Annotated in this window: 16 protein-coding genes; 8 read left to right on the top strand and 8 right to left on the bottom strand. The window is 41.6% G+C overall.

The features are described from left to right. Positions 1-61 precede the first annotated feature (61 nt). The 6 genes from QMG11_RS01720 to QMG11_RS01695 all read left to right on the top strand — a co-directional run bounded on the left by QMG11_RS01720 (position 62) and on the right by QMG11_RS01695 (position 5,823). The gene (locus QMG11_RS01720; RefSeq protein WP_281832897.1) at positions 62-1,453 is read left to right on the top strand and encodes a deoxyribodipyrimidine photo-lyase; all 1,392 of its coding nucleotides are present in this window, start codon (positions 62-64) and stop codon (positions 1,451-1,453) included. Position 1,454: 1 nt separating this feature from the next. Beyond that, complete coding sequence (locus tag QMG11_RS01715) at positions 1,455-2,375, top strand: 2-thiouracil desulfurase family protein (protein ID WP_281832895.1); 921 nt, start codon at positions 1,455-1,457, stop codon at positions 2,373-2,375. Positions 2,376-2,484: 109 nt separating this feature from the next. Continuing rightward, positions 2,485-3,018 carry a hypothetical protein gene (locus tag QMG11_RS01710; RefSeq protein ID WP_281832892.1) on the top strand — a complete coding sequence of 178 codons (534 nt, stop codon included), beginning with the start codon at positions 2,485-2,487 and terminating at the stop codon, positions 3,016-3,018. 269 nt (positions 3,019-3,287) lie between these two features. After that, positions 3,288-3,881, top strand: a complete 594-nt coding sequence (locus QMG11_RS01705) for a TetR/AcrR family transcriptional regulator (protein ID WP_281832890.1) — start codon at positions 3,288-3,290, stop codon at positions 3,879-3,881. Beyond that, on the top strand, positions 3,868-5,196 hold the full coding sequence (locus tag QMG11_RS01700; RefSeq protein WP_281832888.1) for an OmpP1/FadL family transporter: 1,329 nt from the start codon (positions 3,868-3,870) through the stop codon (positions 5,194-5,196). Before QMG11_RS01705 ends, QMG11_RS01700 begins: the two co-directional genes overlap by 14 nt. A gap of 129 nt (positions 5,197-5,325) precedes the next feature. Further along, the gene (locus QMG11_RS01695) at positions 5,326-5,823 is read left to right on the top strand and encodes an acyloxyacyl hydrolase (protein WP_281832886.1); all 498 of its coding nucleotides are present in this window, start codon (positions 5,326-5,328) and stop codon (positions 5,821-5,823) included. 217 nt (positions 5,824-6,040) lie between these two features. Here the strand turns inward: QMG11_RS01695 and QMG11_RS01690 are convergent, their stop codons facing one another. Both QMG11_RS01690 and QMG11_RS01685 read right to left on the bottom strand, forming a co-directional pair. After that, complete coding sequence (locus QMG11_RS01690) at positions 6,041-7,543, bottom strand: ABC transporter substrate-binding protein (protein WP_281832884.1); 1,503 nt, start codon at positions 7,541-7,543, stop codon at positions 6,041-6,043. 29 nt (positions 7,544-7,572) lie between these two features. Continuing rightward, entirely contained in the window at positions 7,573-8,283 is a 711-nt protein-coding gene (locus tag QMG11_RS01685; RefSeq protein WP_281832882.1) for a gamma-glutamyl-gamma-aminobutyrate hydrolase family protein, read from the bottom strand. Between the two features lie 178 nt (positions 8,284-8,461). Here QMG11_RS01685 and QMG11_RS01680 point away from each other — a divergent pair, with 178 nt between their 5' ends. Together QMG11_RS01680 and QMG11_RS01675 are read left to right on the top strand one after the other, a co-directional pair. After that, complete coding sequence (locus tag QMG11_RS01680) at positions 8,462-10,537, top strand: transglycosylase domain-containing protein (RefSeq protein ID WP_281832880.1); 2,076 nt, start codon at positions 8,462-8,464, stop codon at positions 10,535-10,537. A gap of 147 nt (positions 10,538-10,684) precedes the next feature. After that, positions 10,685-10,942, top strand: a complete 258-nt coding sequence (locus tag QMG11_RS01675; protein ID WP_281832878.1) for an STAS-like domain-containing protein — start codon at positions 10,685-10,687, stop codon at positions 10,940-10,942. Positions 10,943-11,478: 536 nt separating this feature from the next. On the opposite strand, the gene QMG11_RS01670 is transcribed toward QMG11_RS01675, so the two are convergent. The 6 genes from QMG11_RS01670 to QMG11_RS01645 all read right to left on the bottom strand — a co-directional run bounded on the left by QMG11_RS01670 (position 11,479) and on the right by QMG11_RS01645 (position 16,759). Next, on the bottom strand, positions 11,479-12,336 hold the full coding sequence (locus tag QMG11_RS01670; RefSeq protein ID WP_281832876.1) for a MurR/RpiR family transcriptional regulator: 858 nt from the start codon (positions 12,334-12,336) through the stop codon (positions 11,479-11,481). A gap of 92 nt (positions 12,337-12,428) precedes the next feature. After that, entirely contained in the window at positions 12,429-13,343 is a 915-nt protein-coding gene (gene mnmL / locus QMG11_RS01665; protein ID WP_281832874.1) for a tRNA modification radical SAM protein MnmL/YtqA, read from the bottom strand. Positions 13,344-13,401: 58 nt separating this feature from the next. Then, positions 13,402-14,328, bottom strand: a complete 927-nt coding sequence (locus tag QMG11_RS01660) for a CPBP family intramembrane glutamic endopeptidase (protein WP_281832871.1) — start codon at positions 14,326-14,328, stop codon at positions 13,402-13,404. A gap of 310 nt (positions 14,329-14,638) precedes the next feature. Then, positions 14,639-15,445, bottom strand: coding sequence for a metal ABC transporter permease (locus QMG11_RS01655; protein ID WP_281832869.1), 807 nt, complete (start codon positions 15,443-15,445; stop codon positions 14,639-14,641). 13 nt (positions 15,446-15,458) lie between these two features. Next, on the bottom strand, positions 15,459-16,163 hold the full coding sequence (locus QMG11_RS01650) for a metal ABC transporter ATP-binding protein (RefSeq protein ID WP_281832868.1): 705 nt from the start codon (positions 16,161-16,163) through the stop codon (positions 15,459-15,461). A gap of 86 nt (positions 16,164-16,249) precedes the next feature. Further along, complete coding sequence (locus QMG11_RS01645; RefSeq protein ID WP_281832867.1) at positions 16,250-16,759, bottom strand: lipocalin family protein; 510 nt, start codon at positions 16,757-16,759, stop codon at positions 16,250-16,252. Positions 16,760-16,826: the final 67 nt, after the last annotated feature.

The raw sequence follows: 16,826 nt of genomic DNA, 5'->3' as shown, positions 1-16,826 counted from the left end.
TTAGTTAAAGGTTTTATTCAGAGACAGAGTATATCACATATAGATGAAGGGGGGAGAAAGTATGGAGGAAAGGTTTAAAAGGATAAATGATATCCAAAAAGAGGAAGGAAAGTATGTGGCCTACTGGATGCAGGGAAACCAGAGGACCAGGTACAACCACTCCCTGGAGTATGGAGTAATGGAAGCAAACAGAATGGGAGTTCCCCTGGTGGTATTTTTTAATCTCATGGATGATTATCCTGAAGCTAACTACAGGCACTACTACTTTATGATGGAGGGGCTCATAGATGTCAGGAAGGAATTGAAGGGAAGGGGGATAGAGTTTTTTCTCCTCTATGGAGATATAGTTGAAAATATCTTGGAGATCTCCCGGAATGCCTTACTTCTTATATGTGATAAGGGATATATGAAGATGGATAAAATGTGGAGAGGAGAGATCGCTGATAGGATAAATTGTCCAATGATAGAGGTGGAGTCCAACCTTGTGGTACCAGTGGAGGTGGCCTCCAATAAGGAGGAGTATGGGGCAAGAACTATAAGGCCTAAGATAAAAAGGGTTTTAGATGACTTCCTCTATGATTTTCAGCAGGAGGAGTACAGAGTAGGTAAAAAGGTAGCAAGAAAGATTGTAGATGGGTGGAAGTCTATAATTCTCCCTGAAGAAGATTCTGAAGAGCTCTGTGGAAGGCTGAAGCTGGACAGGAGTGTAGACAGGTCTAAGGTCTTTGAAGGAGGAGAGAAAGCGGCTCAGAGGAGATTGGAGGAGTTTTTAGAGGAGGGCTTGGACACCTACAGTTCCCTGGGTAGTAATCCAGGAAAGGAGAGTGTCTCTAAGCTATCTCCCTACCTCCACTTTGGACAGATCTCCCCCCTGGAGATAGCCACAAGGGTACTGAAGGAAAGAAATCCTCAAAACGCCGGTGATGTAGAGGACTTTCTAGAGGAACTCATTATAAGGAGGGAGCTTGCCTTTAACTTCATCTACTACAATGAAAACTACGATAAGTGGGATAGAATCACCTATTCCTGGGCATACGATACCATGAGGATCCACACTTCAGATGAGAGGGAATACCTCTACACCCTGAAGGAGTTGGAGGAGGGGAGCACCCATGACCTCTACTGGAATACTGCCCAGAGGGAGATGGTGGGAACAGGTTATATGCATGGGTATATGAGGATGTACTGGTGCAAAAAGATCCTGGAGTGGTCGGAAACACCTGAAGCTGCCTATGAAAGAGCCATCTACCTGAACAATAAGTACTTTATAGACGGAAGGGATCCCAACTCCTATACTGGAGTGGCCTGGTGTTTTGGCAAGCATGACAGAGCCTGGAAGGAGAGAGCTATCTATGGAAAGGTAAGGTGCATGATGGCTTCGGGCCTAGAAAGGAAATTTCATATGGAGGAGTATATAGATAGAGTAGAAAAAGTATTGAGGGAGGGAGGATAATATGGAACACACTTTAACCGATAGAATGAAGATAGGAATCTCTGCTTGTATGTATGGAGCCAAGGTGAGGTATAATGCTAAGGGTTGGGATATGCTGGGATATCTAAAGAGGGAGAGGGCTAATTTCCTCTGGACACCAGTATGTCCAGAGGTGATGTCCGGTATGGGAGTTCCAAGACCACCTATAAAGCTTGTAGGAGGAAATGGTATAGACTTCTGGGATGGGGGTGCCCAGATTAAAAACCGTCACGGGCGAAACGTCAGCTCTATGATGAGGGCAGGGGCAAAGGCCTGTATGGAAACTCTCGAGAGGGCAGATGTGGACGCCTATATCTTTATGGAGGGGAGCCCCAGCTGCGGGGTATACAGAACTACTCTGAAGAATCAGCGTCTGGGTAAGCCCCCTGGAGTATTTGGTGCCCTTCTACTGAAGAAGGAGATATTTTTAATTCCTGCAGCAGATCTCCAGAGCCCAGTTAAGTGGTGGGACTGGAGAAGAAGGCTAACTGCCTTTACATGGCTCAAGAGAAGGGATATCGATACAGTGTCCGACCTCTTTGAGATATGGCATACCCTCAAGTTTCTCTGCCAGGAGATAGATGAGAAGAGTTCAAGGGAGCTGGGACATCGAATCGCTTCCTTTTCCAAGGTCACATCTCTCCAGGAGATCAACAGGATAAGGATAGAGATACTGGAACTCCTCAGGAGACCATCCGATGCCAAGAGGGTTAAACAGTGGCTGTGGAAGAACTATACCCACCTTAAAAAGATACACGGAGTAGAGGTAGAAAAGGTATGTCCTCCGGAAACCCTTAGAAATATGACACATATCGCTGAGGAGATGCTAGCTGTAGAACTGGAAGCCAGACGGGAAGAGAAGTTATTTGGAAGCTCACCTATAGATTACAGACCTTCAAGATAGCATAAGAGGTACAGGCAATCTTAAATACGTAATTTATTTGAAGGAATTATCCTCCTCTTACAGAAAAAAGTATTGAGAAGTAAGAATAAAGATAAAGAAGGTGATTTCTATGAAAAAACTCTTGATGCTCATATTTGCCCTCATGCTCGTTGTGGGATGTGCCAAAACCGAGCCAAAGCAGGAGGATAAACCAGAGGTAGTTAAAAGTACAATTATAGTTGAGGAAGAGGTAGTAGAGGAGATAGGGGAACCTCAGGTTGAAGAGGAGGTTCTTGTAGTGGAAGAAGAAGAAGAGCCTCAGGTTGAAGACAGTGTTCAAGAGGTTGCCCCAGTAGCTAAGCCTGTATACAAGAAACCAGCTCCAAGGAAGAAATCACCTCCAAAAACTATTACACCTGTCCCTGAGCCAGCTGATGAGGAGATCGATACTGCCATAGTTAAAGAGGTAGAGGAAAAGGTGAAGGTGGATGAGGAAACCACCAAGAAGGTAGAGGAGGTTGAGCCTCCTGTAGTTCCTGAGGAGAAGGTAGAGGAAAAAGATAATTCCAAGGGAATATTTGTTGCTTTAGGTGCTGTGGCAGCAGCAGTAGCAGCCTTTGTAGTTGCCAAGATGAAAAAGCCACCTACTAAGGAAGAGGAATAAAGTATATCCACTAAAGGCTATCTGAAAAGATAGCCTTTAATTTTTTTTGTAAAAAAGAACCTGTATCTTTTGTTTTAATTTAGAGGTCAAAAATCTAATATTTTCATATTTTAAAAGATACCGACGGACGTTATATAACACCTGTGCATAAAACATAGGTGTTATTTTATGTTTTTTATATATAGTTATAACCCTTTAAAAATATTGACTTAACAAAGAAAAGAGTGTTATATTATATTGCCTATGCATAACACCTAGGAGGTTAATTAATGCCTAAGAAAGCAGTTTATTCTCGAGAAGTTATTTTAAATTATGCTTATAAAATATTAGTTGAAAGGGGACTTCAGGATATTAGCGCCAGAAATCTAGCCAGGGAGATGAACTCTTCTACTATTCCTATCTATACCTTTTTTTCCTCTATGGATGAGGTAAAGGAGGAGTTACTTAAGCTCGCCAAAAATAAGTTTATGGAGTATATAAGGGAGGATTATACCGACCTTGTTCTCCTAAATGTAGGGATGGGAGTAGTTCTCTTTGCCAGGGAGGAGAAGGAACTCTTCAGATCTATCTTCTTAAGAGCAACGCCCTACAATGACTTAATACAGGAGATATTAGAGGACTTTAAAGCCCTTATAAAGGAGCAGTTTGCAAGGGATCCCAGGTTCCAGAACCTCAGCTGTGAGAGAGCCGACTGGCTTTTAAACAAGGGATGGATCTATGCCCAGGGACTAGCTACCCTTACCTGTACTGGTTATATAGAGGATCCTTCAGATGAGTATATAAAGAAAAATCTGCTGGAAACTGGAAGGTTTTTTATAAAGGAAGCTATTAATCCTGATGAGAGAGATTATGAAAATTCTTAAAAAGTTATTACTACTAAGTTGTATTGGCCATGTTTCCTACTCTGCAAGTGTTGACTACCTTATGAACCAGTCACCTGCATATCTTGGAAACCCGGCTCAAAATGCTATTATTTCTGTAGACGGAAGTAATTATAACCCTGCAGGTATTGTGCACCTGGAGGATGGTAGATATCTACAGATTGGAAACCAATTTGGATTTATCCACGAGGGGATGAAGTCTGAGGGAAAGGACTATGACTCAGATACCTTTGAACCGGTAATTCCAAACATAAACTTTGTCAACAAAAATGGGAGCACAGCCACCTACTTCTCCATAGGAGTAATTGGTGGGGGAGCTACTCTTGAGTATGATGACGGAGTACCTGGTTCAGGAAAGATCCCAGGTATCTTGAACCAACAGGGAGCGAAACTCATACCAAAATTAGGGTTTAATCCCTTTGAAAATGTATATATGAAAGATTCCAGCTTTGAGGGAAGCAACAAGTACTTTGGAGCTACCCTTGGTAGGGCTTGGGCTCTAAACGAAAAGTGGGCGCTTTCAGCAGCAGGTAGAGTAGTCTATGCTACCAGAGAGCTCAAGGGATATGCTAAATATGATGGGGTTACTGAACCAGTTGAGGGGATGATTGTACAGAAGAAAGACTTCACCATCGACTCTGAGAGGGAGGCCTGGGGAGTTGGAGGAATCTTTGGTGTAAACTATATGCCCAATGACAGGTGGAACTTTGCTGCCAGATATGAAACAAAGGTTAAGCTGAAGTTTGAGGCAGATGCTACAGATGACCCAGCAAAAATCCTTAATAAAGAGATTGGATTCCTAGATTTCTATCCTCAGTATGCAGACGGGGATAAGAGATACAGAGATCTCCCTGCAATGCTTGCCCTTGGAGCATCCCATAAGCTTACAGACAGGCTTGTTATTATGGCAGGGGGTAACTACTACTTTGTAAAGGATGCCGACCTTGACGGACAGAATGGTTATGACAATGGATACGAGCTGAATGTAGGTATGGAGTATCTGATAAATGAAAAGTGGTCGTGGACCCTGGGTTATAACTATGCTGATACGGGAGCTAATGAAGAGACATATTCAGATGTGGAGTATGCCCTAGATTCCCACATCATTGGTACAGGTATAAAGTACAGGCCCAATCCAAATCAGGAGTGGTTACTATCGGTAGCTCAGATCTCCTATGACACAGCTACAGCCTCTGGAGAGGAGAAGGACTTTAACGGAACGGAGGCAAGCTTCCCTTCAGTGAAGTATGAGAAAAGCTTCCTTGCCTTTGGTATCAGCTGTACTATGAAGTTCTAATAAGAATATAAATATAATGAAACTTTCCAGTTTATAAAATATCACTGGAAAGTTTTTGTTATATAAAAGGATTTAGCCAACATTGCTCCTAATTATAGGTAAATAGACCTGCTTCATTAGGAGGATACAATGAAAAAAATACTCTCTTTTCTCTTCCTTTCTCTTACAGTGATAACACCTTCGATAGATCTGTCTTTAGAGGGAGGATATTTAAACAGCACCAATGAAAAAACATATGACGGTTGGTATATACAGTCTGCCCTTCCCCTATATAACTTTTCTCCTACCTTCTACATAAGCGGGGAACCCTTCATCCATGTAGCTGACGGCACTCTGGATCCTGGGGTTATGATAAATCTCAACAAGGAGTTTATCCTCGCCCCCCAGTGGAAGTTTATTATTTTTGGAGGCCTTGGATTTATGTACCTGAATACCTACAACACCAGCCAGCACGACAACTTCAACTTCAAGGAGAATATCGGAGTGGGACTCAGCTATGCTCTCTGTGAGGACACTGAACTCATCCTTAAGGGGACAATCTGGCATATATCCAATGCAGGAATAACCGACAACAATCCGGGAATAGATGGAAATACCCTGGGAATAGCTATAAAAAAATCCTTTTAAAGGATCGTGACGCTCCACCCTTCTAATTTTATGCAGTGGGGCTTTATCGGTGAGAATAATCTATAACTTTATACCTTCCTTAACTATAAAAAATAAAGTGAAGTTACATTCCAATAACCAATTGGAACACTTATTATTTCATGTAGATTTATATAATTTCTATACTTTCCTTAATAACAAAAGACAGGCTGCTTAGGCAGCCTGTCTCTTTAATTTTCTATTGAAAACTTAGTTTGTAAAAGTATGGATAGTTTGCTGATGTCTGCACATATCCCTTTACAGATTTGTTTAATCCTGCATTGGATAACTGATAGTAGAGGGGAAGTACCGGTACATCCTCATTTATAATATCCTGAGCCTCAGCATAGAGGTCCCTTCTCCTGTCTACATCAAGCTCCTCCTTGGCCATGTCTAGCACTCTGTCCAGCTCCTTGTTCTCATAGAAGCTTCTGTTTCCTCCGCTTCCCTTGTTGGCACTGTGGGTATTGGGAACAAGTCCGTAATCCCCGTCACCTGTAGATGGAGACCAACCAAGCATATAGAGTTCAGCTTTACCAGAGGATGTAGCTGAAAGGAATGTTCCCCACTCTACAATCTCTATCTTAAGATCTACTCCGATCTCCTTGAGCTGTGCCTGAATTACCTCACATATCTGCGCTCTTGTGGTATTGTTACTTGTAAGTACAGTAAGCTCGATGTTTTCATATCCAGTTTCCTCTATAAGCTTCCTAGCTTCCTCTGGATTGTATTCATAAGTAGCTGCACTCTTGGAATATCCAAAAACACCTGGAGCAAGGAAGCTGTTGGCCTCCTTCATAGCTCCCATGAGAATAGTTTCAATGATTATATCCTTATCTATAGCCATTGCAATTGCCTTTCTCACTTTGATATCGTTCAGATATGGCTTTTCCACATTCATTCCTAGGTACTGAACACTGAAGGAACTGGTCTCAGCAAGGATAAGGTTATTATTTTCAAGGATTGTATTTCTGGACATAGACTCTAAATCAGCAGCAATGTCTATCTCTCCAGTCTCAAGGCCTATCACCTTACTGTTCTCCTCAGCTATACTCCTGATCTTGATATACTCGATAGCTGGTTCCCCTCTAAAGTACTGGGCATTTCTCTTTAGAACTATATTGTCCCCAGCTGTCCACGAATCCAGCATATAGGCCCCGGTACCGTCTGCTATCTGATCTATATTCCCCTCATTCTCCTCTACAAACTCCTTATTGAGGATGGAGGCAGATTTATGGGACAGGTGGTAGAGGAGGGCTCCAAAGGGCTTCTTCGTGGTTACAGATACAGTGTACTTATCCACAACTTCTATCCTATCAAAGAGGGTATACAGACTCCCCAGCTTGGGAGATCCCATTGCCCTTTCCAGTGAAAACTTTACATCCTCAGCAGTTGCCTCCTTTCCGCTGTGAAACTTTACTCCTTCCCTTAATTTGAATACCATTGTGGTATCACCATCATTCTTCCACTCTGTGGCAAAGCTGGGAATGATATTCATATCCTCATCCACTTCCACAAGCCTGTCATAGATATTGGCTATCACCCTCTGAGAATACTGGTCGGTACTTGCATGAGGATCCAAACTCTTAGCTTCCGTCAACTGAGCGTATACAAGGGTATCCTTCTTGGGAACCTCTGTCTCCTTCTTACCACACGATACAAGCCATACGCATACCATTAGCAGCAATAAAACTCTCTTCATATAACTCCCCCTTTTTAATTTTTGTTTTTCTATGCCCACTCTAAAAGCAGTTTAAATATCCTGCCCATCTCCCTTGAACCGCTGGAATACATCATCTCTGGATGCCACTGGACCCCTACTATAAACCTACTGCTATCTCTCCACTCGATGAGCTCCACAGCCATATCGCTGGCCCTCCCTGTAACTTTTAAGCCTTCACCTACCTCCTTTACAAGCTGGTGATGGTAGGAGTTCACCCATAACTCCTCCCCAAAGATCTCTGAAAGAACCGAGTCCTCCTCTATTGCTACCTTGTGTACGTGCTCTCCTGGAGAGCTCTCCTGAATATGCTTAAGGTAAACATTCTTATTGTACTTGAGGTCCTGGTAGAGGCTTCCTCCAAAATATACATTGAGAACCTGCATCCCCCGGCATATACCTAAGATAGGAATCCCCTTCTCCACTGCATACCTTATAAGAAGCATATCAAAGGCATCCCTATCCCTAAAGGGCATATCTCCCTCGGGAAGGACTTCCTCATTGTAGTAAACCGGATCCATATCATGCCCTCCAGAGAGAATAAGTACATCTACCATATCTATATAGCTTTTAATTGTCTCCTCTCTCGTGGTAATGGGAAGAATGAGAGGAACTGCCCCTGCCATCTCTATGGAATCTGTATAGTGGGTATTTACATAATCCCTTTCAAAATCACTCCAACTTCTTCTGTTTCCGCTGACTCCTACAACCTTCTTTTTCATAGACATCCCTCTGCTTTTTACGTTAATATGGTAATGGTATACTTTTAAAATAAACTTCTGTCAAGATTTCCCACACATTTTGTTGAGGTATTCAATTTTCGATACTTCGCCCTCCTCATATAAACATCACATTTATATGAGATAATTATAAAAAATACGATATAGGTGAAGATTAAATATGAAAAGAGTTATTGAGACAATAAAGAGACAAAAAAGAAAGCTTCTCATCCTCCTTGCAGCAGGATGTATAACCATGGGAGGAGTATCCATTGCAACCTACATAAGTGTTAAGGATTCGATAAATTCCTATACCCTCACAGAACCCATTACAGTTCTTGACAGGGATGAAAATATAATCGAGTATATCTCCAGACAGAAGGGGGAGAACGCCGATATCAGTGAGATCCCAGAGGACCTGCAAAATGCCTTTATAGCTGTGGAGGACAGGAGGTTTTACTCCCACTTTGGAATAGATGTGAGGAGACTTGGTAAAGCCGTACTGGTTAATCTTTCCAAGGGAAGGGTGTCCCAGGGAGGAAGTACAATCTCCCAGCAGCTTTCAAAGAACGCCTTCCTTAGCAATGAGAGAACCATCACAAGAAAGTTTAAGGAGCTTATTATTACCCTTGAGATAGAGAGAGTCTACACCAAGAAGGAGATCCTGGAAAAGTACCTCAACGAGATCTACTTTGGCTCGGGATCCTACGGTGTAAGGGAAGCTGCGAGAGATATCTTTAACAAGGATGTGTCTGAGATAAATCTCCCAGAGGCAGCCATGCTTGCAGGTATTCCCAACAGACCAAGCACATATAATCCCAGAACTAATCTGGACAATGCCCTGAAGAGAGCCCACCTTATACTGAAGCTTATGTATAATCAGGGAATCATCGATGAAGCTCAGTACAACCTGGCTCTCCAGCATAAATTTCTAAAGGAGCAGGACCTTCCAAGGGGATATCGTAGAAGGAAGAATGTCTCTGTCATAGTGAAGGACGGGAGAAGGAAGAGGGAGAGCGCCAAGGCTCCTGATTTTACAGATATAGTAGAGGATAAACTTACCGACCTTGTGGCTGTGGATATAGTAGCAAGGGGAGGGCTAAAGGTATATACCACCCTGGATACAGAGATGCAGAAAACTGCCCGTGAGGAGTTTAACTCCTACTCCTACCTGAGAAAGGATGCTAAGCTCCAGGGAGCCATGGTGACATTAGATGCTCACACTGGTGAGGTAAGGAGTATCATCGGTGGAAAGAACTACAGTGCAGGAAACTTTAACAGAGCAGTAAATACCAAGAAGCAGATCGGGTCTACCTTCAAGCCCTTTGTTTACTATACAGCCATGGAGAAGGGATATACAATGAACCAGGTTGTAGATGCCTCTACAGTTTCCTACGGGAAGTGGACTCCCAGAAACTACGGGAGGAAGGAATACGGTAAGATAACTCTTCTGGAATCTCTGGAAAAATCTGTAAACACAGTAGCTGTAAAGCTTTTAAAGGAAGTGGGACTAGAAAGTGTTAAGGGAAACTTTCAGGCTACAGGAGCTGGTATAACAATGGAGGATAACCTCACATCGGCCCTTGGATCTATGAGTGCATCTCCCCTTGATCTGGCAACTTCCTACCTTCCCTTTGCCAATGGAGGTTATGCTCACGAGCCTGTTCTCATTACAAAAATAGAGGATGACCACGGAAATGTCCTTTACAGAAGAGAGACTGAAGAAGGAAGCTGGATCTTCGATCCGGTAAATACAGCTCTTACAACTTATATGCTCCAGGATGTGGTAAAAAACGGTTCTGGTAGGGCAGCTAAGGTAACAACGAGGTTTGGTTCTGCTCTGGAACAGGGAGGTAAAACCGGAACATCCAACGATTTCAGAGCAGCCTGGTATGCTGGCTTCACTCCAGACTACGTAACCGTTATCTATATGGGATATGACGACAACTCCTCTATGCCAAATGGATCAACTGGAGGTAGAGTTGCAGCTCCCCTATGGAAAAACTTCTACATGTCCCTTATAGATAAGGGAATCTATGATCCTTCGGAATTTGAGTTTATAGATGATAATAAGAGAAATGGAGAGCTTGTAAAAAGAAACATAGATCTTCGTACTGGAGAGGTGGGAAGACCTCCTAAAACCTATAGAAGAGAAGTCCTCTTCAAGAAGGATCAGGTCCCTGAGGGAGAGATTAAAAAGTTCTTTAGAGGGGTTAGCGACGGTACCAAAGGCTTCTTCAGAAGGCTCTTTGATTGATAGAGTTACAGGTGTTTGTTTTCAATACAAATGCGATATTGATTTTTTTCCGGAAAAATGTTATGATATGTAATCAGTTCATTTAAAATATGTATTAAAATAGTTTTTTAATAACTTCAACTTTTATTTAAGTCGGGAGGGGTGGGTATGGTAATAGTAATGGAAGAGGAAAGATCTTTAAGTCAGATTCAGGAGAAGCTGCTTAAAGCCATGAGGGAAAATAGGATTGTTACCCTTGATTTTGCCGGGATGATGAATATAGAGGAGGAGTTCTTAAAGGACCTATTTGCCACTTATCCTAAATCTATGGATTTCCTAAAGAAGATAAGAATACAAAATGCCAATTCGATCATTGTCCACAGCCTTAAGATGGTTGTAAACTCCATAGACAGAAAAAAGAAATAAAATTATTATAGAGTTCCCAAGCTACAGCTTGGGAACTCTTTTTTTTTTAAAAAATAATTCTCTTCGACACTACATCTTTTTCCTCATCCTCTTATTTCGATTAAACCTTTCACTAAAATAAAAAACCTCTCTTAAAAAGAGAAGCTTTTTACTCAAATATAAAGGTGCGAATATTACTTTCCTCGTCTATTCTCTCTAGAACTGTAGCATTCATTTCTTTATCTACCTGCTTACTCTCCTTAGTTCTAGAAATCTCCTTCCTCTCTGTTTTAAAGGTGCTAATAATCTCAGCTTCTACTATTATCTCTGCTTTAACTATTTCTCCTTTATCCTGAGCCCCAGCAAAACTAGGATTGACGCTGAAAAAAATCAATAAAAAAGCTATGAAAACAAAACTTATCTTAATGGTAATCACCCCCAGAATAATACTAATTTTTATTACTTTATAAAGATTAACTGCTGCTTAACAATTCCTTAAATGTGAAGGTCCAGGAGTTCATCATCTAAACAAAAAAGACAGCACAAGCTGTCTTTTTCTACTTTATCTTCAATGGCTGTACAAGCTCCCTGGAGCTGTCCAGATACTTCTTTGCCTCGGTATAGTTTCTTCTTACCAGTCCAATGTAGAGCACATCTATAATGGATAGCTGAGCAATCCTCGATGAGATGGCTGTAGATCTGAAGGCTACATCTTCAGCCACAGTGTGCAATCTCACATCAGCCAGACTGCTTATGGGATTATCTGCTAGTCTTGTGAGGGAGATAACCTTAATCCCCCTGCTTTTAGCCATCTTTACTACATTATAGATGTCCGAAGAGTTTCCCTTATGGGAGATAACAAAGATTACATCATCCTCGGTCATAACAGATATATTGGTCATCTGTACATGGGTATCTGAATCATAGAAGGTAATCTTTCCGATCTCCATAAGTTTATAGTGAAAATCTCTTCCCACAAGACCGGAAAAGCCCGCTCCCAGTATAAGTATTTTTCCTGCATTGTCTAGAAGCTCCACAGCTTCCTCTATCTTCCCCTCATCTAAGATGCTAAATGTGTCCTTTATGGCTGCTGTATTTTCAAAGACAACCTTCTTGGCTATATCCCCATAGGTGTCATCTATACTTATCTCATTGTGGATAAGCCCCTCCCTCCTCTTATGGGATCTCTTCCCCAGATCCTCACTGAGGGCTATCTTAAAGGCCGGAAACCCTGAGTAACCCAGCTTCTTAGCAAACCTTATTATAGTTGCCTGGCTGGTGCCACTTCTCTCAGCTAACTCATAGGTATTGATCTCCTTGACCTCATTGAGGTTTTCCAATATATATTCAGCAAGTTTTTTTTCACTCTTTGTAAGTTTTTCCTTCATCTCTTTTAGCTTTACTATACTACTCATCCTATCCCCTCCTACTAATAGTATAGGAGATATAGAGCTACTTTTCAAGGGTATTTGTTTTTTTATTTCTTATAAATAGATTTTTAGAGAAATTATTTTTCATACCCCTGAAGAATCTCTCTCTCCTTGAGGGTCTTATCTATTGTGTTCAGGACCCTCCTCTTATTGAGGCTCCACACAGGACCCACGAGGGTGTCCTTAGAGCCATCTCCAGTAAGCCTGTGGATAACTATCTTGGGATTCAACCTCCCTATTATATCGCAAACAAGTTGGATATACTCTCCCTCCTCCATAAGAGGAAACCCCTCCCTCATATAGATCCGATGAAGGGCTGTATCCCTAATTACGTGGAGCAGGTGGATCTTCACTCCCCATACCTCTAACTCATTTATATAGTTAACAGTTTCCAGGATATCTTCCCTACTTTCATGGGGAAGTCCCACTATCATATGAACTACCACTCTGATCCCCTTTTCTATAAGGGTTCTCGCTGAGGTATCAAAGACCTGGAGGTTGTATCCTCTGTTTATAAACTCTGCTGTCTTGTCGTGCATAGTCTGTAGCCCCAGCTCTATCCAGATAAAATGCTCCCTATTTAACCTGTCTAAGAGCTCCATCACATCTTCTGGCAGGGCATCTGGTCTTGTGGCAATTGCCAGACCTGCTACCCTGGGATGGGAGAGGGCCTCCCTATAGATTCCTTCAAGGTACTCCACTTCACCGTAAGTATTGGTAAAGTTCTGAAAGTAAGCTATGACTTTCCCTTCTGGAAACTTCTTGGAGATGAGCTCCAGCTGGTCCTCTATCTGCTCGGTTATACTCTTCCTCCTGCTCCCTGCAAACTCGCCGCTTCCGCTGTCACTGCAGAATATGCATCCCCTTCTCCCTACCTTGCCGTCTCTGTTGGGACAGGTAAATCCCCCGTCTAAAGACACCTTATATATCTTCTCACCAAACTCCTTCTTAAGGGCATAGTTCAGTGAATGAAACCTCTTATTATTCCACATATTACTTCTCCTATTCTGTTGAACTAGCCTCTATTCTACTATAAAATTGATGTTTTGACTAGCTTTCCCCAATAGACCTTGCCTTCTCATCCCCATGCAATTCCCTCATATTGTACATATAGACGCTTTCACCTTTACCATCGAGATCTCTCCATATAGTTTTAAACAATCTATATATAATAGGTGAACATATGAATAATACTACAAGAGCAGCAAGCATATCACTTCTAGTGGGAGCATCTAAATTCAAATTGGGGAAATATAGGTAGTTTATTGGATCTCCTGTAAAAGCTATGAAGTTGCCTACAAGGTGAAAAAAGATAGATGCATAGAGAGATTTTGTCTTGTGATATATATAGGCATAGTAAAACGCCGATCCGGAGATAATAAAGACCATCCCCTTAGTGAAGCCGTGGAGGAAAGCAAATAACACACCTATAATAATAACAGATCTTTTCAGACTTAATCTTTCAGACAGCTTATTAAATAATACCCCCCTCATTATAAACTCCTCATAGATGGGAGTTAAGAGGATAGAGCTAGCCGAAAATAGAAGAATATATCTAAAGGGCTTGTCATCAAGCTCATAGTAATCATAGGGGGCTGTCAGACTAAAGTAATCTGCAACAATAAAAATTGATACCTCAACTATAACAAATAATATGCCGTAAAATAATATCTCTTTAATAGGTATCTTCCTCTTTCCCATTATTGCCCCTATATCCACTCCATCCAGCCTGAAGGCTCTGACAAAGTAGAGCAAAATCAGGATACTCCCTAAGTTAGTGACAGCCCATTCAAAATAAATATTATCATATATAGCTGATCCTGTAGCTAATTTAATAAATGAAGCTGGAAAGACCATAAAAATCCATAAAAAAAACGGTATAAAAAATATCACAGAAAATATCCACACCACTCCCACACCACTTAAATTTCCTTCCAATTGCCGCTTCCTTTCATCCTCGTAAACCTTCACTTCCATATTCCTCTCCTTTATCTGTAAATTTGTTTTCATTAATGAGTTCTCTTTTCATAAGATACCATATATATTAAAAAGTGATCGGTGTCAAATTATTGTTTTTTAATAAAATAGAGAATGACAATCTATCCCTTTTAATCCTGATATAAGGAGGTTTATTGTGGAATTAATTTATACTCTAAGTGTTATTTTAATAATAAAGGTGACGTAACGTCACACCCTGACATCAGATCGAATAATAATTGCTTCACGCAATTTTTTAACACTTCATAACTTTCCTCAAAAATAAAAAAGAGCCGTTTAAACCGGCTCTTTATCTTCTCTTTATCAGGAAGCTTCCTGCAAATAATATGGAGTTTATGACCACTATAGTAGCTCCGCTGGGAATGTCTATTGCATAGGATATGATTATCCCGCTCACTATGGAGATTACCCCCACAGCAAGGGAGTAGAAGATCATCCCCTTGAAGCTACGGGCAAGGTGTATAGATGTGGCACTGGGAAAGACTATGAGGCTTGATATTAGCATAGTCCCCACAAGCCTTATTCCGATACTTATTGCCACAGCTGTTATTATAAGGGTAAGGTTGTTTAAAAAAGCCGCCTTGATCCCCATAACTTTTGAAAAATCCTCATCATAGGTCAGTGAGAGAAGATCGTTATAGAAAAACACCATTATTACAATAAGGGTCACACACACTCCCACTGAGATATAGAGCTCGCTGGTGGTAATAAGAAGGATACTCCCAAAAAGGTAGGAGAAGAGATCTATATTAAAACCGTTGGCCAGGCTGCTTATTATGACCCCCAGAGCCACAGAAAAGGATGATACCAGAGCTATAGCCGTGTCCCCCTCAAGCTTCTTAGAGGAGTTCAACTTATAGATCATAAAGGAGGCTCCCACTGTGAGGGGGATGGAAAACATCAGGGGTGAAAAACCAAGAAGGAGTGCGATGGCTATAGTGGCAAAGTTAATATGAGCCAGCCCGTCTCCTATGAGGGAATAGTTTCTCAGAACCAGAAAGACCCCAAGAAAGGAACAGGTTACAGATATGAGGACCCCTCCCAAGAGAGCCCTCTGTATAAAGTTGTATGATAGTGCTTCTAGTATAATCTCCATTTCCTTCTCCTCCTTAGTGCTTCAAGCTTCCAGTATATTTTTTTATCTCCTCGGATCTTTCAAACTCCAGAGGAGTTCCGTAGAACACAAGTTTCTTGTCCAGATACATAACCTTATCCACATATTTTTCTATGGTTCCTACATCATGAGATATAAAGAGCACTGTAAGACCCTTATTTCTGTTTAACTCCGAGATAAGCTTGTAGAGCTTATCCCTGAGCTTGGGATCCAGTGCACTTGTAGGTTCATCTAAGATAAGTATCTTAGGTTCTGAAACTATGGCTCTTGCCAAGAGCACCCTCTGCTTCTGACCACCGCTGAGCTCCCCAATTAGGCTGTCCCTCTTATCGTACATCTGCAGCTCCTTCAATACCTCATCTACCTTCTCATGGTCCCTTCTTGTCATAAACTTAGGAAAGCTCTTATTCTTAAGGAGACCTGTAGCTACAATCTCCCTTACCTTAGCGGGAAAGAATTTACTCTTACTTCCTGTAAGCTGGGGAAGATAGGCTATATTCCTTCTATCCCCTACCACAATCTCTCCCCTGACCTCTCCTCCAAGTCCCAGGATAGACCTCACAAGGGTGGTCTTTCCAGAACCATTTGGGCCAATGATTCCAATATAGTCTCCCTCCTCTATATTAAATGTAAGATCCGACAGGACCTTATACTCCTTAAAGTAAACATCCACCTCATTTAACTGGATAATATTCTTCATAATCAATCCTTCCACAAAACAATTTATTTTGTAATTCAAAATATAAGCTTTACGAGTATATCATTTTTTAAAGAACTTTTCAACCATTACTTATTAAAAAAGATCAATCTATCCACTTCATAGCCCAACTCCCTGGCTTTTTCTGTATACTCCTCCACTAGGTCCTCTGGAATCTCCTCCTCCCTGGAAAGGATCCACAGGTAGTTCCTCCTGCTCCCTCCCACCAGAGCGTAACGATAATCTTCTTCCACCTGAAGAACTCTGTAATCTGAATAGAAGGGCCTGAAGAAGGATACCCTCAGCCTTCCTGAAACCTCTGTAGTCCTTATCCAGCCCCTAGCCTCCTTCCACTTGTTTTTTTCAGCATTCCAGCCCCTGTTCACAACTCTTATCCTTCCCTCACTGTCTCTATAGTATCTGGCTGTGACCCTGGTAAGGCCCCTCTCAAATCTATTATCTATCCTGGCAACCTCATGCCACTCTCCCATATATCTTTCCACCTTAAAATCTTTTATTCCCTTATCTGCCACTCCTATCTTTTCCCCAGAATCACAGGCTGTAAACAGCAGGAGCAGTATCAGTAAATATCTATACACAAAACCACCTCCATATTAAGAAACTATACCTCTATACCCTGGGACTTCCTTTTTAAGAGCCACCTCC

Origin of the sequence: Propionigenium maris DSM 9537, from assembly GCF_027925155.1 — a bacterium.
GTDB classification, from domain to species: domain Bacteria; phylum Fusobacteriota; class Fusobacteriia; order Fusobacteriales; family Fusobacteriaceae; genus Propionigenium; species Propionigenium maris.
The sequence above is the reverse complement of the archived record's forward strand: the minus strand, read 5'-3'. Positions and strand labels throughout refer to the sequence as shown.

Bases quoted from the DNA above. Each gene is read 5' to 3' on its own strand.
- QMG11_RS01715 (WP_281832895.1), top strand. From the start codon at position 1,455: ATGGAACACACTTTAACCGATAGAATGAAGATAGGAATCTCTGCTTGT.
- QMG11_RS01675 (WP_281832878.1), top strand. From the start codon at position 10,685: ATGGTAATAGTAATGGAAGAGGAAAGATCTTTAAGTCAGATTCAGGAG.
- QMG11_RS01680 (WP_281832880.1), top strand. From the start codon at position 8,462: ATGAAAAGAGTTATTGAGACAATAAAGAGACAAAAAAGAAAGCTTCTC.
- QMG11_RS01660 (WP_281832871.1), bottom strand. From the start codon at position 14,328: ATGGAAGTGAAGGTTTACGAGGATGAAAGGAAGCGGCAATTGGAAGGA.
- QMG11_RS01705 (WP_281832890.1), top strand. From the start codon at position 3,288: ATGCCTAAGAAAGCAGTTTATTCTCGAGAAGTTATTTTAAATTATGCT.
- mnmL (WP_281832874.1), bottom strand. From the start codon at position 13,343: ATGTGGAATAATAAGAGGTTTCATTCACTGAACTATGCCCTTAAGAAG.
- QMG11_RS01700 (WP_281832888.1), top strand. From the start codon at position 3,868: ATGAAAATTCTTAAAAAGTTATTACTACTAAGTTGTATTGGCCATGTT.
- QMG11_RS01685 (WP_281832882.1), bottom strand. From the start codon at position 8,283: ATGAAAAAGAAGGTTGTAGGAGTCAGCGGAAACAGAAGAAGTTGGAGT.
- QMG11_RS01695 (WP_281832886.1), top strand. From the start codon at position 5,326: ATGAAAAAAATACTCTCTTTTCTCTTCCTTTCTCTTACAGTGATAACA.
- QMG11_RS01720 (WP_281832897.1), top strand. From the start codon at position 62: ATGGAGGAAAGGTTTAAAAGGATAAATGATATCCAAAAAGAGGAAGGA.
- QMG11_RS01655 (WP_281832869.1), bottom strand. From the start codon at position 15,445: ATGGAGATTATACTAGAAGCACTATCATACAACTTTATACAGAGGGCT.
- QMG11_RS01690 (WP_281832884.1), bottom strand. From the start codon at position 7,543: ATGAAGAGAGTTTTATTGCTGCTAATGGTATGCGTATGGCTTGTATCG.
- QMG11_RS01650 (WP_281832868.1), bottom strand. From the start codon at position 16,163: ATGAAGAATATTATCCAGTTAAATGAGGTGGATGTTTACTTTAAGGAG.
- QMG11_RS01670 (WP_281832876.1), bottom strand. From the start codon at position 12,336: ATGAGTAGTATAGTAAAGCTAAAAGAGATGAAGGAAAAACTTACAAAG.
- QMG11_RS01710 (WP_281832892.1), top strand. From the start codon at position 2,485: ATGAAAAAACTCTTGATGCTCATATTTGCCCTCATGCTCGTTGTGGGA.